Source organism: Flavobacterium sp. CFS9, from assembly GCF_041154745.1.
Classification (GTDB): Bacteria; Bacteroidota; Bacteroidia; order Flavobacteriales; family Flavobacteriaceae; genus Flavobacterium.
Genome location: NZ_AP031573.1, coordinates 3,674,140 through 3,696,915 on the forward strand (window position 1 = coordinate 3,674,140; position 22,776 = coordinate 3,696,915).

A 22,776-nucleotide genomic window follows, 5' to 3' on the forward strand; every position below is an offset into this window, starting at 1 on the left:
TACATTTTTGAATGAACAGAATTACACAACTTTTTAAGATCAAATATCCAATTGTTCAGGGCGGAATGATCTGGAACAGCGGTTATAAATTAGCAGCAGCAGTAAGTAATGCAGGAGGTTTAGGTTTAATTGGTGCGGGTTCCATGTATCCCGAAGTTTTACGTGAACACATTCAGAAATGCCAAAAAGCGACCGATAAGCCATTTGGAGTCAACATTCCGATGCTGTATCCGAATATTGAAGAAATTATAAACATAGTGGTGGAAGAAGGAGTGAAAATTGTTTTTACTTCTGCCGGAAATCCAAAAACATGGACTTCATTTTTAAAAGAAAAAGGAATTACAGTCGTACATGTAGTGAGCAGCAGTATTTTTGCTTTAAAAGCGCAGGAAGCAGGTGTTGACGCTATCGTGGCTGAAGGCTTTGAAGCAGGAGGACACAACGGCCGTGATGAAACGACAACTTTAACTTTAATTCCAATGGTGAAAGAGAAAGTTCAGATACCATTGATTGCTGCAGGTGGAATTGCAACGGGAAGAGGAATGCTTGCTGCAATGATTTTAGGAGCCGATGGCGTTCAGGTGGGAAGCCGTTTTGCTGCTTCGGTTGAATCTTCAGCACATGATAATTTTAAAGAAACGATTGTTAAGGTTAGGGAAGGAGACACACAGTTGACTCTTAAAGAACTGGCACCCGTTCGATTGGTTAAGAACAAATTCTATCAGGATGTTCAGGAACTATACGAAAAATGTCCTTCGAAAGAAGATTTGGTACAGCTTTTAGGAAGAGCAAGAGCCAAAAAAGGAATGTTTGAAGGAGATCTTGAAGAAGGAGAACTCGAAATAGGGCAGATTGCAGGAATAATCCATGAAATTTTACCGGTAGAGCAAATTGTTCAACAAATGATGTCCGATTTTGAAGCTGCTTGCCAGGAAAAGGCTAAATTTGAGTTCTGAATTACCCCCAAGAAATACAATATGAATCCTACACGCACTTTTATACTTTTGCTTTTTTTCGGACTTGGTTTACAGCAAGCTAATAGTCAGTCTTACCAGTTTAAAACATCTGGTTTTAGTGTTTTGGAAAAAAATGAAAAAGGGAAGTGGGGTGAATGGTCTAATCTGGATTTGGTTAACCTTTCGGTAATTCTGGATACCAATAAGCACAGAATTGTGGTTTACTCGCAGGAAATACAGCTTTTCAGTATTTTAGATTATATCGAACGGGAAGAAAACGATACCGATATTGTGTATTCTTTTATGTGTAAAGACAATGATGGTAAAGCCTGCAAGCTATCGATCATCACGCGAAAAAAACAGGATTTCCGTAAACAACTTTACATCAACTATGACGATCATATTATTGTGTATAATATGGTTAGTGTGTAGATTGAGGTTCTGAGGAGCTAAGGTTCTAAGCTACTAAGGTAATATACTTTCTTCGAGTCTTAATAGCTCAGAATTTAAGTATTTTTTATTAAATCCGACAGGTTTCAAAAACCTGCCGGATTTAGTATAATTATAAAGTAATTACGTTTCTTAGAACCTTAGCAACTCAGAACCTTAGTGCCTTGTCTTAAGCTTCTATATCCTTAATAAACTCATCATACTCCAGATAAAACATTTCCAGAGCATGCATTTTTTCGTTGAAGAAATCGAAGATAACATCCCAGTTATTGCGGTTGCTAAAACCAACACCTAGTTTTTCGACCCAAATTCTACTGATTGTTTTACCACTTTCAAGAGTATAGTTTTTTTCGAAAACCAAATCTTTAATGAATTCTTCCTCCAGAATATTTTTCAGTGCTTCAATTTTTTCAAAGTAAGCATTTCGTTTTTCATCACTTCTTTGTTCGATATCAATTAGAACCTGTGCTTTTTTATTGTCTACATAAAATTTAAAGGAAAAATCTTTAATTTTGGTATCGTAAAGTACCCATTTACGAGGGTATTTTTCAGCGAACGCTACCCAGAATTCTCTCTTTATCCTTTGTGATTCTTCTTTACTGTACATTTTTAAGACTTGATTTTAGAAAACTTGTAGAACCGCGTTTTCTGGACTATATTTATATTTTATTTAAAAGTACAAAAATAAACTTTGCTTATGGATTTTCAAGACTTTTTGCAATATGTTCCTAATTTAATTCCGGCAGTATTACCAGCGGAGTTGGCTCATATTAAAATGGCTCCAAAAGAACGCCTCGAAGCCTTGAAAAATCTTGATTTGAAAGATAAAAATCCTCGCATCGCGGCGGTCATGATGTTGTTTTATCCAAAAAACGATAAAACACATCTCGTATTGATTGTCCGAAATGCGTATAATGGAGTTCATTCTTCTCAAATTGCATTTCCCGGAGGAAAATATGAAACGACAGATGTCGATTATAAAGAAACCGCTTTGCGTGAAACATATGAAGAAGTGGGTATCGCACCTGATAAAATACAGGTAATCAAATCTTTCACACCAATGTATATTCCGCCAAGCAACTTCCTGGTGCATCCTTTTTTGGGTATTTCCAAAGAAGAGCTTTTGTTTTATCCGGATATCAGAGAAGTAGCCAGTGTTATAGAGTTACCGCTCTCTGTTTTTCTGAACGACGAAATTGTTATTGAAGTCACATTATCAACTTCTTACGCAAACAATGCTTTAGTTCCTGCATTTAACATACAAAATCATATTGTCTGGGGAGCAACTGCCATGATATTGAGTGAACTGAGAGATGTTTTAAAATCGACTTTTGACGAAAAAATATAAAGAATAAAAATTAACAATTTGATATTCATTATACTACCGGTTTATTTTAGAAAATGTTTTAGGGGATTGGTAAAAGAATAATTTTTGTAAGTTTGCGTCCTAATAAAATAATACAATTGAGAGCTATGGGATTGTTTAAACGAAATCCTTTCGGACATATATTATTCATCAAGAAATGGTTGATCCGTGTTTTAGGAGCCATGACCCACCGAAGATATAGAGGTTTTAATGAATTACAGATTGAAGGATCGGAAATTATTAAAACGTTGCCGGATAGAAACGTTTTGTTTATATCGAATCACCAAACCTATTTTGCTGATGTAGTTGCCATGTTCCATGTGTTTAACGCAAGTTTAAGCGGACGTCAGGATACTATTAAGAATATTGGGTATTTGTGGCAGCCGAAGATGAATATTTATTATGTTGCTGCCAAAGAAACCATGCAGGCCGGATTATTGCCAAGAATTTTGGCTTACGTTGGAGCGATCACAGTAGAAAGAACCTGGCGTGCAAAAGGTGTTGATGTTACCGAAAAACGCGATGTTAATCCAAATGATACCGAAAATATCAGAATTGCACTTGAAGACGGCTGGGTAATTACATTTCCGCAAGGCACTACGAAGTCATTTAAACCTGTTCGTAAAGGAACAGCTCATATCATAAAACAGCACAAACCTGTTGTAATTCCAATTGTCATAGACGGTTTCCGTCGTTCTTTTGATAAAAAAGGACTACGAATGAAAAAGAAAGGAATTTTACAGTCTTTCATCATCAAAGAACCTCTTGAGATTGATTATGAAAACGATACCATCGAACAAATTGTTGAAAAAGTAGAATATGCAATCGAACAGCACCCTTCATTTTTAAAAGTTATTCCGGCAGAAGAAATCAAAGTACAGGAAGAGCTTAATAAAATGAGAAGATGGGATTATTAATGATTGCAGATTTTAGATTTTGATTTTAGATTGTAAAAAACTTAGGCCCTTAGATCCTTAGCACCTTCCTTAGAAATCAATTTTCTTCAACTCCTTATAATTTGCGTATAACCTGCGTAGCAGAGTTCCGTAAAGCAATCTGTAAATTCCCCAGAAGATTCCGAAAAGAACCAGTACAAGCAGTACCAATGCGCCGATTGAGAATAGCATTGCTTTTCCATTTAAGGCTAATTTTTCTCTAATAATTGCCATATCCGGATTGTAAACATATCCGATGAAAAAGCTGAGGATAGATGATACGACAAGCATGCCCAAATTGTACCAAACATAATACTGAACTGTTTTTCGGGTTTTTAAGATGCTGCTCATTAAGAGTTTGGTAGAAACCGTGGTCGTGATGGTTTTGTAGTTTTTATAGAAAAAGTAGATAAAAACAAAAATCACGATATAGTTGAAATATAATAAAATATCCATTACCAGAATGATCTCAGGATGATTCATTTTCTTTAGATCAGCATCTACATTTGAAAAGTAGTTTGAGATCGTCCAAAATAGTACTTCCAAAATGCTGATGATTAAAATCCACTTCACGATTGAAGACGATTTTTTGTGAATCATTTTGTAGATTTCCTTCTCCGATATTTGTTCAAAAGAATCCGAGTTCTTTTGCCAGTCCTTTTTTAATAAATCCAGTTCTTTCATAATAATTTTTAAGGATTTAGTATTTTTTTAAGTTTCCCTTTAATTCTGTTCATTTTCACACGAGCATTCACTTCGCTGATTCCTAAGGTTTCTGCTATTTCTTGATAATCTTTGTCTTCTAAATACATAAAAACTAATGCTTTTTCGATGTCATTAAGCTGATAAACTGCTTTGTACATCAGTTTAATCTGTTCTTCTTCTTCATAATTGTAATCAACATCTTTTATAAAATGCTGATGACTTTCATATTCTACGGTTGATACGGTTCGTTTAGTTTTTCGGTATAAGGTAATAGCGGTGTTTAAGGCAACTCGATACGTCCAAGTCGAAAATTTACTGTCGCCTCTAAATTTTGGATACGCTTTCCAGAGCTGAATGGTGATTTCCTGAAACAAATCTTTGTGAGCATCTTCGCCGGCAGTATATAATCTACATATTTTATGGATTATATTCTGATTTGCCTGCAATTGCGTAACAAATGACTGTTCTAGATTTTCGCTCATAAATGTATTAGTAGTATTGAAATCTATTTTGTTACAAGGTACTGTTTATTTTTTTGTTACGGCAGATTAAAAATGATTATAGGAATTTTCTAATCCTTTTAATCAGTGGCTAAAACTTCGGTATGATTTGAATTGAGCTTTATAATGCTTTGGTTTTGTAATAATTCACCATCAAATCTACAAATTTGCTATAACTCTCCAAACCGTCTTTCTGATGATTTATTTTTAAAAAATTATCATAGAAAACATGAAAACCTTTATCAATGAAAGTATCATATTGTTTCCAGAAATCCTGACTTTCCTGGTAGTTTTTTAGAATTCCCGGATGAATTTGTTTTTTTAACTGTTTAAAAATAGTTTTATTTTTAACCTGCCAGATTCCTAAACAATATCGTAGAGCAAAGCTGTAACCTGAATATTTATAATACAAATTATCATTTTTAACCGAAGCCAGAACCCCGATAAAATTGCACTCACTTTCGCTGGCAAATCCCATTTGATGTGCCATTTCATGACAGGTCGTGACGGGAAAATTATACATAGGCAATAAATCATTAACCTGAGCTTCATTGGTAAACGGATTCAGGTAGCCTCCAAAACCCATATAAGTCAATGGCAGACTAAAGAGCGATTTCTTAACGCTGGGAATCTCGTAGCTGAAATAGGGATATTCTTTGGCAAGATTTTCATATCCGTTTAAGTTCATTCTGAAAGCTTCATTTTGAGTGTATGGAAAGACAATTTTAGCACTGTCATTTTGGGTTATTTGAAGCTGAATCTCGTTCGTTTTTAGGATTAATTTCTTTGTGAAAACTAGTAAGTCGGCATCGCTATATTCTTTTGTGATTTCCATTTTTTCAAATAGAGGTTCACGATAATAGTTGAAGGCCCAAAGGAGATGGAAAAAAAAGTAAAAGATTGAAATTTTACCCAGCATCGTTAAAACATGATCCTTCCAATCCATTTTCCATGTTTTTCTAATTTTCCAAAACCAGCTTATCGCGGATAAAATCAAAACGGCATAAATACAATCGCCTACAGAGAATGAAACTTTACCTAAAAGTGTTCTGGAAAAATGTGAAATTCTAATGTATAAGTTGTTGCTGTAAAATCCTTCCACAAAATCAGGAAACAAGGAAAGGATTTTTAAGAGGATAATCTGAACAACAAGAAATAGGGGCAAGATGTATTTCGATTTCACAATTTTAGTTTTGAATTACGTAAATATAAATACAATATTAGAACTGTAAAAGAGGCGTTTTGCGGAATTTGTTTTTTAGCCATCAGATTAATGCTAATTCGTGAAATTTGTGACGAAAAAAGCATTTAAACTTTGTAACTTTGGGGCACTTAATTGTTAAACTACAAACAAAAATATAATGAGTCAGGAAATTAGAAATCTGGAACCAAAGGCACTATGGAATAAGTTTGCCGATTTAAATGCCGTTCCACGTCCGTCAAAAAAAGAAGAGCGTGTAATTGAATTTATGAAAGACTTTGGAAACAGCTTAGGTTTAGAAACTTTTGAAGACGAAATCCGAAATGTAATCATCAGAAAACCGGCAACTCCGGGAATGGAAAATCGCAAGGCAATTGTAATGCAGGGGCATTTGGATATGGTGCACCAAAAAAATGCAGATACTGTTTTTGATTTCGATACGCAGGGAATTGACATGTATGTGGATGGTGACTGGGTTCGTGCGCGTGGTACGACACTTGGTGCAGATAATGGATTGGGAGTAGCGACAATTATGGCAATTTTGGAAAGCAAAGATATTCCGCATCCGGCAATTGAAGCTTTGTTCACGATTGATGAGGAAACCGGAATGACCGGGGCCTTAAACCTAAAAGGAGGTATTTTACAAGGGCAGATTCTTTTGAACTTAGATACCGAAGAAGATGATGAAATTGATATTGGTTGTGCAGGAGGGGTTGATGTAACCGCAACAAGAACTTATAATGAAGAAGAAGTTCCAGAAGGATCAGTTGGACATATCATTACTGTAAAAGGACTTAATGGAGGTCACTCAGGTATGGATATTAATAAAGGATTAGGGAATGCTAATAAGATTATGAACCGCTTGTTGTTTGATGCTTTTGAAAATTTCGGATTACAGGTGGCGGAGATTAATGGAGGAAGTTTAAGAAATGCGATTCCGAGAGAAAGTGTAGCCAAAGTAATTATTTCTGAAATGTTTGACGAGGCGTATATTTTTGATATGCAGGAAATCATCAATGATATCAAGGCGGAGTACAAAACGACAGAACCTAACTTATCTATTGAAATCGTAAAATGCGATTTACCGGAGAAAGTAATGGATTTAGGTGTTCAGGAAGGTATTATTCGTGCTCTTTATGCGGCTCATAACGGAGTGTACAGAATGAGTGCCGATATGGCTGATTTGGTAGAAACATCAAATAATATTGCGAGAGTAATTGTAAAAGATGGCGAAATATCAATCGGGTGTTTGACACGTTCTTCTGTCGAAACTTCAAAATTTGATTTGGCTAATGCTTTGCGTTCTGCTTTCGAATTGGTAGGCTGCGAAGTGGAGTTTTCTGGTTCTTACCCAGGTTGGACGCCAAACGTAAATTCTGAAATCTTAGATACTTTGGTTGGAATTTATGAGAAACAAAATAACGAGAAACCAAAAGTGGTAGCTTGTCATGCAGGTTTAGAGTGTGGAATTTTAGGAACAAACTACCCGGATATGGATATGATTTCTTTCGGTCCGACTATTCACGGGGCGCATTCTCCTGATGAGAGAGCGAGTATTTCATCTGCACAAAAATACTGGAAATTTGTATTGGAAATCCTTTCGAATATACCGGTTAAGTAATAAGTTATAGTTTTTCAGTCTCAGTCTCAGTTTTCAGCGCCTTAAAAGCTGTTAATTGAGACTGTAAACTGAGACTGTAAACTGAGACTGTAAACTGAGACTGTAAACTGAGATTGAACACCGCGACTGAAAACTAATTTTGCTGATATACTTCAATAGAATCCTTGGCGAGTCTTTCTTTTAGCCATCGTTTCATTTTCTGTTTGGTTTCCGGATCCACTTTTTTCTTACTCTGAAAAAGAACGACAGGAATTATTTTCGATTTATTGGGTTCTTCTTCAATGTTATAATTTCCAATTTTTAAAGCTGTTACAGCAGGAAAAAGTATTTTAGCTTCGTTATTGATCTGGGCGGTGTTGAATTGATATTGCTCTAATTGACTTCGGAGATTGTTGATTAAGATGTCTTTTTGATCGACTACACTTTGATTGCTGTTGATTTGATTCATAATATCTTTTCTTAAATTAACAGTGTCCTGTCTGATAATTAGTTGTGTATTGGGTAAATCGTAACCGCTTAGTTTTTTGTTAAGGTTGATAATTTCATTATCATCAAATTTTTTTGCTAAAAAAGCCAATTCAATTCTTCTGGGGTTAGTATTGTATTTGATTTTTTTATAAATAATAGGATAGTCTTTATCGAGGAATTCCTTTTGTATAAAAATTTCGGTTCTGGAAGTGTAGCTTTTTTGAATATACAATTGATAGGCAAAATAGATGCTAGGTACAATTAATAGTGAAATGAGCAGTGAAATACCATATTTCACTCTCTTTTGTTGTTGTAGATCCAGTTGTTTTGTAACGGGATAATTTAAGAATTTTACGATCACAAAAGTGGCAATGCAAATGAATACGCAGTTGATGGTGTACAGGTAAAGTGCACCAAAAAAGTACGCATAATTTCCGAGTGCCAGTCCATAGCCTGCAGTACAAAGCGGTGGCATAAGAGCAGTTGCAATCGCTACACCCGGAATTGGATTTCCTTTTTCGACTCTGGTCACCGCAATTACGCCTACTAAACCACCAAAAAAGGCAATAAGAATGTCGTAAATATTAGGAGAAGTTCTGGCCAGTAACTCAGATTGCGCTTCTTTGAACGGACTTATGTAGAAATAAATAGCCGAAGTTGTTAAACTTACGACTGTTGCGATCAGCAGATTTTTCATCGACTTTTTCAGAAGCTCAAAATCGTACATTCCCAAACCAAAACCGGCACCAACAATAGGTCCCATTAAAGGTGAAATAAGCATGGCGCCAATGATAACCGCTGTAGAGTTGACATTTAAGCCAACAGAAGCGATAATAATGGCACAGGCAAGAATCCAGATGTTTGATCCTCTAAAAGAAACCGCGCTGGTTATGTTTTCGATTACCGATTTTTTATTTTCCTCTCCTTTGTGAAGATCGATAAAATTTAAAATTTTCTGGGTAATATCTGTCATGGTATTTACGGTGTTATTTTATGTAAACTGGATTCTCAATAGCAGTAGAATGTCTAATTTACTCAAAAAAATAATGAAAACCTTTATTTGTTTGAAGAAACTACAGTAGATAAAGTTATTTGACTCGATTACAGAACAAAAAAATCCCCAATTTTAAAATTGAGGATTTTGTATATTTTAAGCTAAGAGTAATTTTCTAATTCCTTTTCAATACTTTATATTGTTCGTAACATCCGCTAATGGCATCCATAATCTGCAAATCATTTGCTGTTTGTATAAAAGAATCTGAATAGTTACAACGTTGCAGTATATCTGGAATTTCATCTTTGCTGATGCCTAAAAGTACAGAGACAGTTTCACGGTCAAATTTTGATTCTAATAAATTACGAACGGTATCGTCCTTTCGCATTTCCTTCAGCTTCTTGAGTTCCCTCGCATTTTTACCAAAGAAATTGTAGAGCATATCGGCGGGGTTGAAAATAGAGCCCAATACTTTTCCGAAGGCATTTGGAGAGTATTCACCGGCTTCATAACCTTGTGTAAGACCGGAAATGCTATAACGGTAATTTTCTTTAGTTGGGATTAATTTTGAATCGACTTCAAGGTAACCGGTTAAGTTAAAAGGAGCAATAATTACTTCTTCCAGCGCTATTGCTTTTTCGGTAAGCTGAATTCGGGTTACTTTGTTTTTGATCCAGTCATTGGTTACTCTGACTCTTAAAGATTGAAAACCTAAAATCGAGAAGTGAATGGTATCATTAAGCTGAACATCAATTTCAAAATATCCTTTAGCATCAGATTTTGCACCACGTACTTTGTTTGTGTTGATGATGTTTACATTAGAAAGAGGCTGTTTGCTATTGTCGTTGATGATGTAGCCTGAAACTCTTTGCGGAACGGTAGATTCAGTGTCTTGTGCAAAACCGACGGCTGATAATAGTGTAAAAAAGAAAATTGCGAAATATTTCATATCCTGATTTAAAGCTCTAAAAGTAGTAAATCACGATTAAATATTTTGTAGTCTTCGAATATAATTATAAGAAAATTAACAAAGGCTACAGTGTGGCTTTTGGTATTTAAATAAAAAGTAATAAAGAAGGTTAGATTGTATTGTTGAGGATTGTAAAACTCATTTACAGAGCGTAAGATTTTAATTTTAAAAAAAAATCCCAAATTCCAGTTATGTCCGGAATTTGGGATTTTGTATTTTAAGATATTAAAGTATTAATCTCTTCTTGGTCTTCTTGGTCTTGAAGAATCACCAAAGCTTTCAGAACGTCTTGGAGCTCTGTCTGAACTTCCTTCGGTTCTTGGAGCTGAGCTTCTGAAACCACCTTCTCTTCTTGATGAAGAACTTCTTTCACTTCTGAAACCACCTTCTCTTGAAGAAGAGTTTCTGTCGCTTCTGAATCCGCCGCCGGAACCTTCACGTCTTGGAGCAAAGTTTCCTTCTCTTCTTGATCCGGAATTTCTTCCGCCACCACGATTGTTATGGTCACGTCTTCCGCCACCATCGTTTTTAGAAATTTCAACATTAATACGACGTCCTTCTAATTGTACGTTGTTTAATATGTCCATTACTTTGTCAGTGTGCTCAGGATCTGTGTTGAAGAAAGAGAAACCTTCTTTTACATCTACTTTGAAAACGTCATCACGACCTAAGTCTAATGTTTCTTTTAGATAATCTTTAAGTGACATCCAATCGAAGTTGTCTCTTGAACCGATGTTTACAAAATAACGAACAGCTCCGTTGTTATTGAATTCTCTTGGTTCAGAATCGTTTCTTTCGCGTCTTTCTCCTGAGTGAGTTGAAATATCTCTGTTCTTTTTGTAGTAAGCGATGAAACGGTTAAATTCTACCGATACCATTTTCTTAATCAATTCTTCTTTAGATAAGCCTTCAAGAACATTGTTGATTGCCGGTAAGTAGTTGTCAATTTCGTGATCAACCTCAGTATCTTTAATTTTGTTTGCTAAGTGCAACAATTGAATTTCGCAGATTTCGATTCCGGATGGAATTGGTTTTTCTTCGAATTTTTGTTTGATGATTCTTTCGATAGAAGAAATTTTACGCAACTCACTTTTTGTAACAATTACAATAGAAGTTCCTAATTTTCCTGCTCTACCGGTACGACCTGAACGGTGGTTGTACGTTTCGATTTCATCAGGTAATTGGTAGTTTACAACGTGAGTTACGTTATCCACATCAATACCACGTGCAGCAACGTCAGTAGCAACAAGCATCTGAATTTGTCTTCCACGGAAAGATTTCATTACACCGTCACGTTGTGCCTGAGATAAATCTCCATGCAACGCAGCAGCGCTATATCCATCTTCAATTAATTTTTCCGCTATAGCCTGAGTATCTCTTTTAGTACGACAGAAAACCACAGAGAAAATGTCCGGGTTTGCATCGGCTAAACGTTTTAAAGCTTCGTAACGGTCACGTGCATTTACTAAGTAGAATTCGTGAGAAACCGTTGCAGAACCTGAATTTTTAGTTCCAACTGTGATTTCTAATGGTTCGCTCATGAATTGTTTTGCAATTCTGGCAACCTCTTGCGGCATTGTTGCAGAGAACAACCACGTACTTTTTTCATCTGGAGTATCTGATAAAATAGAGCAGATATCGTCATAAAATCCCATGTTTAACATTTCGTCAGCCTCATCAAGCACACAGTAATCTATGTTTTTAATGTTAACCAATCCTCTGTTAATCATGTCTTGCATTCTTCCCGGAGTAGCCACAATAATTTGTGCTCCTCTTTTTATTTCTCTTGCTTGCTCTGTAATACTAGCCCCGCCGTAAACTGCTACAACATTAATACCTTTTTCGTATTTTGCGTAGTTTTTAAGTTCGTTGGTAATCTGTAAACAAAGTTCTCGTGTTGGCGATAAAACTAATGCCTGTGTATTTCTGTTGTCAGCATCAATTTTTTGAATTAGCGGAAAACCGAAAGCTGCCGTTTTCCCTGTCCCTGTCTGAGCCAACGCAACCATATCTGTGTCTTTTTCCAATAATAGGGGAATCGCCTTTTCCTGTACCTCTGACGGATTTTCAAATCCTAGATCTAAAATCGCCTTCAGTAACGATTCATTCAATCCTAATTGTTCAAATTTATTCATATGTGTATTTAAAATAGGGTGCAAAATTACTGTTAATTATTCAGATAAACTAATGCTCTTTTAAGAATTATGTATTTGTTATGATTTGATTATCAAAAAGTTATGTTTAGTGTGAAATCATTTTTATTGAAAATTGAAGAATTCTCCAAAAAAAAACGTCACGAAATATCAATTTTGCACTCTAAAATGTTGTATTTTAAACAATTATTTGGTTGAATTCAGAAAATCAATTAGTTGCTGAGTTGCTTTTCCACGATGGCCTATGGTATTTTTGACTTCTCGTGGTAATTCAGCAAATGTTTTGGTATAATTTTCAGGCTGAAAAATTGGATCGTACCCAAAACCCTGATCTCCTGTTTTTTCCAAAGTGATACTTCCTTTTACAATTCCGGTAAATAAATGCTGCTCACCCTTTAAGTTTAAAGCAACAACGGTCTTGAACTGGGCGCTGCGATCCGATTGGTCTTTTAAGGCATTTAAAAGCTTATTCATATTGTCATCGTCATTGCGTTGTTTGCCAGCATATCGGGCTGAATATACTCCGGGTTCACCATTTAAAGCAGTTACTTCTAGGCCTGAATCGTCGGCAAAACAATCGTATCCGTATTTTTCGGTGACGTAATTGGCTTTCAAAATGGCATTCCCTTCAATGGTGTCAGCTGTTTCTTCGATGTCTTCAAAACAGCCAATTTCTTCAAGACTTACTATTTTTATACTTTCTGGAAGAATACTTTGAATCTCCTGGATTTTATTTTTGTTGTTTGATGCGAATACGATTTTCATAGGTAGTATAATTTAGAATAATTTTTTCGATGATAAAAGCAGTTATAATTCCCAATGTATAGGCGAGAAGGTCGCTCCATAAAAAGCCTTGTCCCAGAACATATCTGCCCAAAAGAGTTTTTCTCAATGCAATAATCCAGTCTGCCTGATAAAGCTGAAGAAATTCTATTCCGTAGCAAATGGTCAATGAAATTATCGCAGTAATAGAAGTTTTTTGGTTAAAAAATAAGATTCTGACTAGTATATACATCATGACGGTGTACAATGCATCTCCAAAACAGAGTGGAATGACTGCAATTTTTCTGGAGAGAATTCCACACCAAATCACACAAAGAAATGCAAGCAGGTAGTAGAATCTTGATTTTTTCAATTTTAAGATGACGTTTTAAGTAGAACAAAGATAGGAATAAGGAGGCAAAATAGTAAGCGTTTGATACAATCGAAAACTTAGTAAGAGCTCTTTTCTTTCAGATGTAGAAATTACGAAGATTATTATTACCTTGAGATGCTTTTTGTACTTAACAAAAAAAATGATATAAATATGATAAAGAAAATAATACCAGTCTTATTTGCTGCGGCTTTAGTAATGTCATTGGTTAGTTGTAAAAATACAAAGCAAAAACTCCAGGAATATGTAGTTACCTATAATAAAAGTACAGCCAAGAGTTTCCATGAAGAAAACATAACGCTTACTACGGCAAGAGGTTATCTTGAAGATAATAAAATTGAATTAAGGTTTGAAACCAATCTAAAAGAAACTGAATCTAATAAATTAGCAGCTGTTTCATCATTTCCGATTTTGTTGAAAAAGATGCTAAAAGAAGACAAAATTCCTCAGGAATTGATCGAAGAAGGAGTGAGGTTTGATACTTATTTTTTGGCTGATGACAATACGGTTTTGGCAAAAGAGGTTATAAATAAAGAAGCCCTTCCGAACTTATTAAAATAATAGTGGGTAGGGCTTTTATTTCTTTAAAAATATAAGTTTTTGTTTTTAGAGATACATTAAATATACTCTGATTTTGCTATTGTCATAGTTATAGGTTCCATCCTCGTTTCTTGGGCCAAGAACAGATGGAAGATTGACTTCAAATGCCCAGCTTGCTCCAAGTGTTAATCCGTTAACGGCACGAATTTGGGTTCCTCCGACTGCTAATGCAAAATGAAAGAAACCGCTTGAATTTATACGGTAGAAGCCAAGAGCGGTTCCGGCAGGAATTGTTTCGCCTGTCCACTCTCGCTGTGTGGTGAATTTCTCGACCCAATGTTTACCGGTAATGGTTTCCATTTCGCGGAGCGAAATTTTTGTGGGATGTAGCAGATATTGAACGTATGCAACGGTTTCGTAGCAAACACCATTAATGTATTCTGAAACATTTTTAAATCCATGAATAAGATCATGTGCCAGATTTTCTTTTTGATGGTGATCAAGCATTTCTATGCGATAGCCTTTGGGTGTTAATAGCATTGATTAAATTGTTTAGGTTAAAAAAATTAACGATTTATCTTAGTGGTTAAATAAGTTAACATCTATACAAATGTAATAAAAAAGCTATGTATTGGTTTTTGTTTTATAAGTAAATTTTTAATGTTTAGTTACATTGGTTAAGTTGTCCGGGAAATAGCTGTCGGATAAATTACCAAATTCATCGCCACGCATGAAAATATTAATATCGACCTCACTAAAACTTTTTTTGCCTGCTGCTGCTAAAAGTTCGTTGGCAGAATGTAAGGTGTTTTTGTGAAAATGATACACACGATCGGATTTATCGGTTACCACCAAACCTTTCATGAGCATTTTGTTTTGAGTAGCTACTCCGGTCGGGCATTCGTTATTGTGACAACGCAAGGCCTGAATGCATCCTAAGGAGAACATGAAACCACGGGCGCTGTTACACATGTCCGCACCCAAAGCTATTGCATGGAGAATGGAATAACCGGAAATGATTTTCCCACTTCCAATAATGCGAATTTGATCACGAATGTTTAAACCAACTAATGTTTTGTTGACAAATATCAAGGCAGGCTCAAACGGCATCCCCACACCATCGGCAAATTCTAAAGGAGCTGCTCCGGTACCGCCTTCTGCACCATCTACCGTAATAAAATCAGGGAAAATATTTTCGGTAATCATTTCGTGACAAATAGCTTCAAATTCGGCTGTATTTCCGATGCATAATTTAAAACCAATAGGTTTTCCGTTGGACAATTCGCGGAGCTGAGCAATAAAACGGACAAGTCCTTTGCTGTCTGAAAAGGCATGATGTCCGGGAGGGGAAAGAATTGTAGTATGGGCTTTAACGCCTCTGATTTGGGCAATTTGTTCTGTGTTTTTTGCTGCCGGAAGTACACCCCCATGACCAGGTTTTGCTCCTTGCGAAAGTTTAATTTCGATCATTTTTACGTTGGGAAGGTTGGCTTTCTCGGCAAACTTTTCGGGACTGAAATTGCCTTCGGCATCCCTGCAGCCAAAATATCCGGTGCCAATTTGCCAGGTGATATCGCCGCCACCGGCTAGATGAAATTCGGTTAAACCACCCTCTCCGGTGTTTTGGTAGAAATTTCCTTTTTGAGCACCAATGTTTATGGCACGGACGGCATTTTCGCTCAGCGAACCGAAACTCATTGCCGAAACATTAAATAATGAAGCCAGATAAGGTTGCTTACAGTCTTTTCCACCTACCAGTACACGAGGTAGTTCTTCATTAACTTTTGCAGGAAAAATAGAATGTTTTATTCCTTCGTAACTGTCATGATTCAGATTTTGCTGTGTTCCGAAAGGTGTGTTTGAATCGATGTTTTTGGCTCTCTGGTAAACCATAGAACGCTGGTTTCTGGAAAATGGTTTTCCGTCAGTTGATCGTTCAATAAAATACTGTTGAATTTCAGGGGCGATCATTTCAAACAAATATCTGAAATAACCTAAAACCGGAAAGTTTCTTAAAATAGCATGTTTTTTTTGAGTAGCGTTGTAAACACCGACGACTAGTAATATAGGAAGAATAATCACCAGTAAAAAACCTCGTTTGGTGTAAAGGTAAATGGCTAAAACAATTAGAAACAATAAGAATCCATAGATGAAGAATTTTTTTCTCATGTTTACAAGTTTTTAAAGAGTAATAATTTATAATCAATTGAATCGCAGGCGTACATAAACGTGCTTAATTCCCTTTTTGTCCGATTCTCTTTCGTCAATTTCAAGAATATCGGTCAGTGATTTTAGCATAGGAGTCAGTTTTGAGAAACCATAATTTCTGGGGTCGAACTCTGGTTTTTTCTTTACAATAAGATTTCCGACATCTCCTAAAAAAGCCCAGCCATCATCGTCTTCAATATCTTCGATAGTGGCTTCGATGAGTTCGATGGTTTGTTTGTCAATCTTATGCAGTGCTTTTTCAGCAGGTTTTTCTACCGGTTTTTTCGTATCAGCAGTAGTCGTAACTTTTGGTTTTTTCTTCTGAATAGCTCCGTCCAGAACTTCAAGATAAATAAATCTGTCACAGGCTACAATAAAAGAATTAGGGGTTTTCTTTTCTCCAATACCAATTACTTTCATGCCGGATTCTCTTAATCGAATGGCAAGACGTGTGAAATCGCTGTCGCTGGAAACAATACAAAAACCGTCCAATTTTCCGGAGTAAAGTAAGTCCATTGCATCAATGATTAGGGCGGAATCAGAAGAGTTTTTTCCAACGGTATAGCTGTATTGCTGAATGGGGGTAATGGCGTGTTCCAGTAAAACTCCCTTCCAGCCGTTTGAGTTTGGTTTTGTCCAGTCAGCATAAATACGCTTAGTGGTAGGGGTTCCAAATTTCGCAATCTCTTCCATCATTCCTTTTACATTGCTGTAAGGTACATTATCGGCATCAATAAGAACAGCGAGTTTTAGATCTTTTGAAGTGCTTAAAGCCATTATTTTGGTTTTAGTATTTGTAATTCATTTTTTTAAATGCCCTTTAAAATTAATAAAAATAAAATGATTGAGGTTTTTTTGGTTATATTTATAACTGGTATAAATTACAGCTTTTTTTGGGGAATATTGTTTTTTGTTAAGAAAAGTAGTATTTAATTAATGGTTTTGTGGTGAAAATTTATCAAAGAACAATTTTGGTCAGAATCATTTTTAAATTATTATGATAGCACAGAATAAATATTTATTTTTGCACCCTGTATAAAATAAAAATATTACTACACAATATATTATGGTAAAAGATTTATTCGAAAGAATTCAGGACAATAAAGGACCTTTAGGAAAATGGGCTTCTCAGGCGGAAGGTTATTATGTTTTCCCAAAGTTAGAAGGAGAGTTGGGTCCTAGAATGCAATTTCATGGAAAAAATATTTTAAACTGGAGTTTAAATGATTATTTAGGTTTGGCTAATCATCCTGAGGTTCGTAAGGCAGATACTGATGCAGCAGCTCAATACGGAGCAGCATATCCTATGGGAGCTCGTATGATGTCCGGGCACACTACTTATCATGAGCAATTAGAAAATGAATTGGCTTCTTTTGTAATGAAAGAATCGGCTTATTTGTTGAATTTTGGTTATCAGGGAATGGTGTCAATCATTGATGCTTTAGTTACTAAAAATGATATTATTGTATACGATGTAGATTCGCACGCTTGTATTATTGACGGTGTTCGTTTACACATGGGAAAACGTTTCACTTACAAGCACAATGATCTTGAGAGCATGGAGAAAAATCTTCAACGTGCTACAAAAATGGCTCAGGAAACGGGTGGAGGTATTTTATTTATTACCGAAGGTGTTTTTGGAATGCGTGGACAACAAGGAAAATTGAAAGAAATTGTTGCTATGAAACAAAAATACAATTTCCGTTTGTTAGTGGATGATGCACATGGTTTTGGTACACTTGGTAAAACAGGAGCCGGAGCAGGTGAGGAGCAGGGAGTTCAGGATGAAATTGATGTTTACTTCTCTACTTTTGCAAAATCTATGGCTAATATCGGAGCTTTCGTAGCGGCTGATAAAACGGTAATTGATTACTTAAAATATAACCTGCGTTCACAAATGTTTGCTAAAGCATTGCCAATGATTCAGACTATTGGTTCATTGAAACGTTTGGAGTTGTTACGTAATTCGTCTGAAATTAAAGATAAACTTTGGGAGAATGTTAATGCGTTACAAAGTGGTTTAAAAGAAAAGGGATTTAATATTGGAGATACAAATACTTGTATTACTCCGGTTTATCTGGAAGGAAGTATTCCTGAAGCGATGGTAATGGTAAATGATTTAAGAGAAAATTACGGTATTTTCCTTTCTATCGTTGTTTATCCGGTAATTCCGAAAGGAATTATTTTGTTAAGAATGATTCCAACAGCTTCACATACATTGGCTGATATTGATGAAACGTTAACTGCTTTTGAAGCCATTCGTGAGAAATTAGTAAACGGAACTTATAAAGAAATTGCTGAACGTACTACTGTTGACGTTTCGTAATACTTTAAAGAAATAGCCTTTTATAGGTGTAAAAAAAATCCATTCGTGTAACGAATGGATTTTTTTATGGGTAAAATTATTGCGACTGCTACTGAAAACTGTTTACAGATATTTTAAATACGTTTTCCTCTCACAGTGTACTTTTGGGTCAAAGTTTTTCCAGATTAAATGAATGGCTGTATTGTCAGCTAATTCAGGTGTTCTGATGCAATTTTGAATTCCTTTTTCTAAAAATGTCTTGTAGTATTCATCAAAAATAATAGCGGTAACTCCTTTATTTTGATAATCCGGATGGACTCCGATCAGGTAAAAAACAACATCTTTACTCTTTTTACGAGCCTTCAGTAAATGCATAAATCCAAATGGAAATAATTTTCCTTTTGCTTTTTGTAAAGCTTCGGAAAAGCTTGGCATAACAATGCTAAAGGCAATCAGATTGTCGTCTTTGTCTACGACAAATTTGATGTATTCCGGATTGATAAAACTGATGTATTTCTTTTTGAAATACTCTTTCTGAATGTCTGAAATGGCAACAAACGAAGCTAATTTGGCGTAAGAATCATTAAACAAATCAAACATTTTGTCGACATGCGGCATAATGTCCTTAGTTTTAGTGAAAGTTAAGGCGCGTAATCCGTATCTTTTTTTGATAAGTTCCTGTGCTTTAAGGAAAAACTCTGGTTTCACATTTGAAAAAGGAAAAATACTTTCGATGTATTCTTTTTCAACCTGAAATCCTAATTGTTCAAAATGTGTTACATAATAAGGATGGTTGTACCATGTAATCATAGTTCCTAATTGATCATAACCAGCTGTAAGAACCCCAACTTTGTCCAGATTTGAGAATCCCATGGGACCCTCAACGTGCTCCAGATTGTGTTTTTTTCCTAATTCGTAAACTTTGTCCAACAAGGCCTTTGTGACTTCGATGTCGTCTATTGTATCAAACCATCCAAATCGAACTTTTCTTTTATGTTGGTCATTTACCTCAGACCAGTTGATGATAGCCGTAATTCGTCCTACTATTTCATTGTTTCTGTAAGCCAGATAAAAATAGGCTTCGGCATTGTCAAAAGCAGGATTTTTAGTTTTGTCAAATGACTCTAATTCATCTGCCACAATAGGGGGAACCCAGTAGGCATTGTCTTTGTAGATTGAAAACGGAAATTTGATATAGTCAGTTAATTCCTTTTTGGTTATGGCTTCTTTAATTGTAATCATTAAGATTTTCTTTGTTAAGAATGTTGCTTTAAATAAGGTGCTACGATTTAAGAAACGAATATAGCTATCTTTGAAGTAACAAAAAAGAATTGTGTAAAAAAAGCCTTGATTGATAAGGTTATTGGATCATTTGAAAGTGTAGCCGATTCGAAGATGGAGGTCGGCGGTAGTATCTGAAAAATTTTCATCCAGATAAAATCTGCGCCCAATTCCAATGCCTGCTTCATAATTGAAATTACTATTTCCAATATTTCGCCTAATTCCCCATTTAGGGATTATAGCAACTTGGTCGTGAATAAAGACATTGTCATGATTAGAAATAACAAACCAATTAGGATGGTAGTCAATCCCTAAAGTAACAAAATTAGCGCTATTGTTTGATTTTTGATTTTTAGCAGTCCGTTTATTGATGTTGTAATACCACCTTGGTTCCAGTTTAATAGCAGGGACTAATGCATATGTAGTCGCACAACCAGAACATCCGCGAAAACCACCATCAAAACCAATTTCGGTACGTAAACTTATTTGATTGAGTAGTCGATGTTCATGATTGAACCATATTCCCAAAAAGCCGGTTTGTAGGTTATAAATGTCTTTTTCTACTCCTTTATTTTGCGACGCTACAGGCAAACAGCTAATAAGCAGTACCAGTAAAATGTAATTTATTTTCGTCATGATTATTTAAATATTATTCCTAAGGATAGACCGAAACCAGTGAGATTATAGTAGCCATTGTTTTGAAATTCAGAAGTTTCAATTTAGGGTCGCTTGAGATTAATTTTCCTGATTTGGAAGAGATAGATGTTGATTTTGAATTTGTCGATGCACTATCAGAAGATCTGTAATATATAATATTGTTTCCAATTGGTGTTGGGGAGCCCTCCGGTAGTGATGGAACCAAATTTTCTTTAACTGTAAGTTCAGTTTTACTAAATGGATTTTCTGAAATATTTTTTGATGCCAGAAAATTTTTGAGAGTAGTGTAGGCTGTTTTATCAGCAATAAATAAACCTACATCAGTATATTTATATATTGATTCGCCTATTTGTATTTCTCCATCAATATTTAGATAGGCAGCAAAAGTTTCGTCACTAATCAATTCGTCAACTGATTCAAAAGGATCGTCATTTACGGAGGATTCAACAGAGGAATTAATTAATGCATTTTTTGATGTTGTACCTCGGGGGACTTGCAAATTTAATTTTTCCTTGTAAAGGTTAAATAGCATTTCCTCGTTTTCTTCTGTAACGATTGGTTTTAGTGAGAGAAACCCCTTTTTGTAGAAAGGGGTTAATAAGTCACTTAGTTCCTCTTCAGGTAAACTAACATACTTATGATAGTATTGACTAAAAGATTCTTTAGACTGAAAATAAAGTCTTCCATCTTTTATTTCGATTTCATTTTCTGTTAGTTGAGTTTTGTGTAATGAGTCATGTTTTTCATTTTCACATGAAGAGGAAAAAATAATGTATTGTAATAAAAACAGGATAGATAACAAGTTTGATCTATCTGGGCTGAATGGCGGATAATGTCTCATATTTGAAAAATTGGCGTATACTTTTCAAATATAATTATTTTCTTACATTATTTAGAATATTAAGTGTTTTTTTTACTGTTTTAACTATTCGTATTTCGATTTACGTTTTCGTTCTTTCGCCTGATAATCGATTTCTTTTTGTTCCAGCTCGTTATCTTTATTCTTTTTGGCTCTGTCTTCTCGTTTAGTTTGCAATTGATTTTCTTTATAACGTCCATCATAGCGCCAGGAAACACCAACTCCTCCGTACAATATCGAAGGCGTGTTTTTGAAATTAGTGCTTATGGATGCATCCACCTGAAGGTTAGGGTTAATTAGGTAAGCAGCTCCACCACGAACAATGGCATCGCTGTAAAAATCACTTTTGTATCCTTGATTTTCTAAAAAACCGGACCATTTGTCATTAAATCCACGTGTAAGAGTAAGCACATAGCCGTAGCTCGGGTAATCAGTCGAAATATAATCGGCAATAATATTAGTTACGAAAACCCATTTTCCACCGCCAAATAGATTTTGAGTAATTAACATGACTTTTGGAGAAATACTTGATTGCGGAGAAAATGCATAAGGATTGTCTTTACCTACAAAATTAGCACCGGCAAATACCGAAACGGCGGGAATTAACTCATGCCAGTTAAAGCTGCGATTGGCTTTGTAGCTATAGATGTTAGCTTCTTTTTTGTAATTTTTATAGGGATCATAAATCAGATATTTGGCTCCTAAAACCGTTTGTCTGAAATTATTTTTTTTGTAACTCGTGTAAGGCGTATCAAAATTTTCCATTTGGTACTGTATGTCCGCAATAAGCTCCAGTTTTTCTAAAAAAGCCCCATAACGAATAGTCAGATCAGTACCAAAACCACTAGCGTCATAATCCAGTAAATTGTGTTTTTCTTTGATGCCATATACACCAAGTTCTGCCTGTATAACTGATTTTCCAACAGCATAGGCCGACATTGTTTCACCGGGACGGTTTGAATTGATGACATCAGTGTACTGTGCAAAAAATAATTGAGGTAATAAACAAAGAGCTGCAGTAAAAAAGTTTTTATTTTTTAACATAAACGTGTTTTTGGATTAAAAAGTAATAACGCATTTCAAATGTACTATATTTTATTATTTATTTAAGATTGATATTTTAATTTTAAACGAGGGATTTATTAATTTTGAAAAAAAATTATATGATCATGCAAGAAGCATCTTTTGTAAATCTGATTAAAACGATAATGTGGATCGTTGCGTTTTATTATATTTTTAAATTTTTAGCACGAATCTTTTTGCCGGTATTGGTAAAAAAAGCAGTAGAAAAAGCTGGAGAGAATTTTCAAAGACAACAACAATATAGTCAGGATAATACATGGCAAAGAACTAGTAATAATAACGATGAAATTATTATCGATACAGCCAATGCAAAAAAACCTCGTGAAACCAAAAAGGTTGGCGATTATGTTGATTACGAAGAAATAGATTAA

24 protein-coding genes are annotated in these 22,776 nt (G+C 35.2%); 8 read left to right on the top strand and 16 right to left on the bottom strand.

Features of this window, described 5'->3' with window-relative positions:
- The first annotated feature begins 11 nt into the window (after window positions 1-11).
- Window positions 12-956 carry an NAD(P)H-dependent flavin oxidoreductase gene (locus ACAM30_RS15460; RefSeq protein ID WP_369615494.1) on the top strand — a complete coding sequence of 315 codons (945 nt, stop codon included), beginning with the start codon at window positions 12-14 and terminating at the stop codon, window positions 954-956.
- Window positions 957-977: 21 nt separating this feature from the next.
- Window positions 978-1,388 carry a hypothetical protein gene (locus ACAM30_RS15465; RefSeq protein ID WP_369615495.1) on the top strand — a complete coding sequence of 137 codons (411 nt, stop codon included), beginning with the start codon at window positions 978-980 and terminating at the stop codon, window positions 1,386-1,388.
- Window positions 1,389-1,575: 187 nt separating this feature from the next.
- Here ACAM30_RS15465 and ACAM30_RS15470 read toward each other — a convergent pair whose 3' ends face one another.
- A complete protein-coding gene (locus ACAM30_RS15470) occupies window positions 1,576-2,013 on the bottom strand; it encodes a DUF4268 domain-containing protein (RefSeq protein WP_369615496.1) in 438 nt (145 codons plus the stop codon).
- Between the two features lie 90 nt (window positions 2,014-2,103).
- Between ACAM30_RS15470 and ACAM30_RS15475 the strand changes: the two genes are divergently transcribed.
- Together ACAM30_RS15475 and ACAM30_RS15480 are read left to right on the top strand one after the other, a co-directional pair.
- A complete protein-coding gene (locus tag ACAM30_RS15475; RefSeq protein WP_369615497.1) occupies window positions 2,104-2,754 on the top strand; it encodes a CoA pyrophosphatase in 651 nt (216 codons plus the stop codon).
- A 125-nt stretch (window positions 2,755-2,879) separates the two neighbouring features.
- The gene (locus tag ACAM30_RS15480; protein ID WP_369615498.1) at window positions 2,880-3,689 is read left to right on the top strand and encodes a lysophospholipid acyltransferase family protein; all 810 of its coding nucleotides are present in this window, start codon (window positions 2,880-2,882) and stop codon (window positions 3,687-3,689) included.
- A 69-nt stretch (window positions 3,690-3,758) separates the two neighbouring features.
- Here the strand turns inward: ACAM30_RS15480 and ACAM30_RS15485 are convergent, their stop codons facing one another.
- The 3 genes from ACAM30_RS15485 to ACAM30_RS15495 form a co-directional block, all read right to left on the bottom strand.
- Entirely contained in the window at window positions 3,759-4,391 is a 633-nt protein-coding gene (locus ACAM30_RS15485) for a hypothetical protein (protein WP_369615499.1), read from the bottom strand.
- 8 nt (window positions 4,392-4,399) lie between these two features.
- Complete coding sequence (locus tag ACAM30_RS15490) at window positions 4,400-4,894, bottom strand: RNA polymerase sigma factor (protein ID WP_017497354.1); 495 nt, start codon at window positions 4,892-4,894, stop codon at window positions 4,400-4,402.
- A gap of 139 nt (window positions 4,895-5,033) precedes the next feature.
- Window positions 5,034-6,095, bottom strand: coding sequence for a DUF3810 domain-containing protein (locus ACAM30_RS15495; RefSeq protein ID WP_369615500.1), 1,062 nt, complete (start codon window positions 6,093-6,095; stop codon window positions 5,034-5,036).
- Window positions 6,096-6,273: 178 nt separating this feature from the next.
- On the opposite strand from ACAM30_RS15495, the gene ACAM30_RS15500 reads away from it, so the two are divergent.
- Window positions 6,274-7,734 carry an aminoacyl-histidine dipeptidase gene (locus ACAM30_RS15500; protein ID WP_369615501.1) on the top strand — a complete coding sequence of 487 codons (1,461 nt, stop codon included), beginning with the start codon at window positions 6,274-6,276 and terminating at the stop codon, window positions 7,732-7,734.
- Window positions 7,735-7,867: 133 nt separating this feature from the next.
- Here ACAM30_RS15500 and ACAM30_RS15505 read toward each other — a convergent pair whose 3' ends face one another.
- From ACAM30_RS15505 to ACAM30_RS15525, 5 genes are all read right to left on the bottom strand, one after another.
- Entirely contained in the window at window positions 7,868-9,175 is a 1,308-nt protein-coding gene (locus ACAM30_RS15505; RefSeq protein ID WP_369615502.1) for a DUF389 domain-containing protein, read from the bottom strand.
- 196 nt (window positions 9,176-9,371) lie between these two features.
- Window positions 9,372-10,145 (bottom strand): carboxypeptidase-like regulatory domain-containing protein, encoded by a 774-nt coding sequence (locus ACAM30_RS15510; protein WP_369615503.1) that lies wholly within the window; start codon window positions 10,143-10,145, stop codon window positions 9,372-9,374.
- A gap of 254 nt (window positions 10,146-10,399) precedes the next feature.
- Window positions 10,400-12,301, bottom strand: a complete 1,902-nt coding sequence (locus tag ACAM30_RS15515; protein ID WP_369615504.1) for a DEAD/DEAH box helicase — start codon at window positions 12,299-12,301, stop codon at window positions 10,400-10,402.
- 204 nt (window positions 12,302-12,505) lie between these two features.
- On the bottom strand, window positions 12,506-13,084 hold the full coding sequence (locus tag ACAM30_RS15520; RefSeq protein WP_369615505.1) for a non-canonical purine NTP diphosphatase: 579 nt from the start codon (window positions 13,082-13,084) through the stop codon (window positions 12,506-12,508).
- A complete protein-coding gene (locus ACAM30_RS15525; RefSeq protein WP_369615506.1) occupies window positions 13,050-13,454 on the bottom strand; it encodes a DUF2809 domain-containing protein in 405 nt (134 codons plus the stop codon). The genes ACAM30_RS15520 and ACAM30_RS15525 overlap by 35 nt, the downstream gene beginning before the upstream one ends.
- 171 nt (window positions 13,455-13,625) lie before the next feature.
- Between ACAM30_RS15525 and ACAM30_RS15530 the strand changes: the two genes are divergently transcribed.
- Window positions 13,626-14,033 carry a hypothetical protein gene (locus ACAM30_RS15530; protein WP_369615507.1) on the top strand — a complete coding sequence of 136 codons (408 nt, stop codon included), beginning with the start codon at window positions 13,626-13,628 and terminating at the stop codon, window positions 14,031-14,033.
- Between the two features lie 45 nt (window positions 14,034-14,078).
- On the opposite strand, the gene ACAM30_RS15535 is transcribed toward ACAM30_RS15530, so the two are convergent.
- The 3 genes from ACAM30_RS15535 to ACAM30_RS15545 form a co-directional block, all read right to left on the bottom strand.
- On the bottom strand, window positions 14,079-14,552 hold the full coding sequence (locus tag ACAM30_RS15535; protein WP_369615508.1) for a hypothetical protein: 474 nt from the start codon (window positions 14,550-14,552) through the stop codon (window positions 14,079-14,081).
- A gap of 117 nt (window positions 14,553-14,669) precedes the next feature.
- Window positions 14,670-16,181, bottom strand: coding sequence for an FMN-binding glutamate synthase family protein (locus ACAM30_RS15540; protein WP_369615509.1), 1,512 nt, complete (start codon window positions 16,179-16,181; stop codon window positions 14,670-14,672).
- 33 nt (window positions 16,182-16,214) lie between these two features.
- The gene (locus ACAM30_RS15545) at window positions 16,215-16,997 is read right to left on the bottom strand and encodes an NYN domain-containing protein (protein ID WP_369615510.1); all 783 of its coding nucleotides are present in this window, start codon (window positions 16,995-16,997) and stop codon (window positions 16,215-16,217) included.
- 289 nt (window positions 16,998-17,286) lie between these two features.
- Here ACAM30_RS15545 and ACAM30_RS15550 point away from each other — a divergent pair, with 289 nt between their 5' ends.
- Window positions 17,287-18,546, top strand: coding sequence for an aminotransferase class I/II-fold pyridoxal phosphate-dependent enzyme (locus ACAM30_RS15550; RefSeq protein ID WP_369615511.1), 1,260 nt, complete (start codon window positions 17,287-17,289; stop codon window positions 18,544-18,546).
- Between the two features lie 102 nt (window positions 18,547-18,648).
- On the opposite strand, the gene ACAM30_RS15555 is transcribed toward ACAM30_RS15550, so the two are convergent.
- From ACAM30_RS15555 to ACAM30_RS15570, 4 genes are all read right to left on the bottom strand, one after another.
- Window positions 18,649-19,767, bottom strand: coding sequence for a GTP cyclohydrolase (locus ACAM30_RS15555; protein WP_369615512.1), 1,119 nt, complete (start codon window positions 19,765-19,767; stop codon window positions 18,649-18,651).
- Between the two features lie 126 nt (window positions 19,768-19,893).
- The gene (locus ACAM30_RS15560; protein WP_369615513.1) at window positions 19,894-20,442 is read right to left on the bottom strand and encodes a hypothetical protein; all 549 of its coding nucleotides are present in this window, start codon (window positions 20,440-20,442) and stop codon (window positions 19,894-19,896) included.
- Between the two features lie 19 nt (window positions 20,443-20,461).
- Entirely contained in the window at window positions 20,462-21,304 is an 843-nt protein-coding gene (locus ACAM30_RS15565) for a hypothetical protein (protein ID WP_369615514.1), read from the bottom strand.
- An 84-nt stretch (window positions 21,305-21,388) separates the two neighbouring features.
- Window positions 21,389-22,366 carry a transporter gene (locus ACAM30_RS15570; protein ID WP_369615515.1) on the bottom strand — a complete coding sequence of 326 codons (978 nt, stop codon included), beginning with the start codon at window positions 22,364-22,366 and terminating at the stop codon, window positions 21,389-21,391.
- 125 nt (window positions 22,367-22,491) lie between these two features.
- Here ACAM30_RS15570 and ACAM30_RS15575 point away from each other — a divergent pair, with 125 nt between their 5' ends.
- Window positions 22,492-22,776, top strand: a complete 285-nt coding sequence (locus tag ACAM30_RS15575) for a DUF4834 family protein (protein WP_369618657.1) — start codon at window positions 22,492-22,494, stop codon at window positions 22,774-22,776.

Bases quoted from the DNA above. Each gene is read 5' to 3' on its own strand.
- ACAM30_RS15460 (WP_369615494.1), top strand. From the start codon at position 12: ATGAACAGAATTACACAACTTTTTAAGATCAAATATCCAATTGTTCAG.
- ACAM30_RS15465 (WP_369615495.1), top strand. From the start codon at position 978: ATGAATCCTACACGCACTTTTATACTTTTGCTTTTTTTCGGACTTGGT.
- ACAM30_RS15470 (WP_369615496.1), bottom strand. From the start codon at position 2,013: ATGTACAGTAAAGAAGAATCACAAAGGATAAAGAGAGAATTCTGGGTA.
- ACAM30_RS15475 (WP_369615497.1), top strand. From the start codon at position 2,104: ATGGATTTTCAAGACTTTTTGCAATATGTTCCTAATTTAATTCCGGCA.
- ACAM30_RS15480 (WP_369615498.1), top strand. From the start codon at position 2,880: ATGGGATTGTTTAAACGAAATCCTTTCGGACATATATTATTCATCAAG.
- ACAM30_RS15485 (WP_369615499.1), bottom strand. From the start codon at position 4,391: ATGAAAGAACTGGATTTATTAAAAAAGGACTGGCAAAAGAACTCGGAT.
- ACAM30_RS15490 (WP_017497354.1), bottom strand. From the start codon at position 4,894: ATGAGCGAAAATCTAGAACAGTCATTTGTTACGCAATTGCAGGCAAAT.
- ACAM30_RS15500 (WP_369615501.1), top strand. From the start codon at position 6,274: ATGAGTCAGGAAATTAGAAATCTGGAACCAAAGGCACTATGGAATAAG.
- ACAM30_RS15505 (WP_369615502.1), bottom strand. From the start codon at position 9,175: ATGACAGATATTACCCAGAAAATTTTAAATTTTATCGATCTTCACAAA.
- ACAM30_RS15510 (WP_369615503.1), bottom strand. From the start codon at position 10,145: ATGAAATATTTCGCAATTTTCTTTTTTACACTATTATCAGCCGTCGGT.
- ACAM30_RS15515 (WP_369615504.1), bottom strand. From the start codon at position 12,301: ATGAATAAATTTGAACAATTAGGATTGAATGAATCGTTACTGAAGGCG.
- ACAM30_RS15520 (WP_369615505.1), bottom strand. From the start codon at position 13,084: ATGAAAATCGTATTCGCATCAAACAACAAAAATAAAATCCAGGAGATT.
- ACAM30_RS15530 (WP_369615507.1), top strand. From the start codon at position 13,626: ATGATAAAGAAAATAATACCAGTCTTATTTGCTGCGGCTTTAGTAATG.
- ACAM30_RS15535 (WP_369615508.1), bottom strand. From the start codon at position 14,552: ATGCTATTAACACCCAAAGGCTATCGCATAGAAATGCTTGATCACCAT.
- ACAM30_RS15540 (WP_369615509.1), bottom strand. From the start codon at position 16,181: ATGAGAAAAAAATTCTTCATCTATGGATTCTTATTGTTTCTAATTGTT.
- ACAM30_RS15545 (WP_369615510.1), bottom strand. From the start codon at position 16,997: ATGGCTTTAAGCACTTCAAAAGATCTAAAACTCGCTGTTCTTATTGAT.
- ACAM30_RS15550 (WP_369615511.1), top strand. From the start codon at position 17,287: ATGGTAAAAGATTTATTCGAAAGAATTCAGGACAATAAAGGACCTTTA.
- ACAM30_RS15555 (WP_369615512.1), bottom strand. From the start codon at position 19,767: ATGATTACAATTAAAGAAGCCATAACCAAAAAGGAATTAACTGACTAT.
- ACAM30_RS15560 (WP_369615513.1), bottom strand. From the start codon at position 20,442: ATGACGAAAATAAATTACATTTTACTGGTACTGCTTATTAGCTGTTTG.
- ACAM30_RS15565 (WP_369615514.1), bottom strand. From the start codon at position 21,304: ATGAGACATTATCCGCCATTCAGCCCAGATAGATCAAACTTGTTATCT.
- ACAM30_RS15570 (WP_369615515.1), bottom strand. From the start codon at position 22,366: ATGTTAAAAAATAAAAACTTTTTTACTGCAGCTCTTTGTTTATTACCT.
- ACAM30_RS15575 (WP_369618657.1), top strand. From the start codon at position 22,492: ATGCAAGAAGCATCTTTTGTAAATCTGATTAAAACGATAATGTGGATC.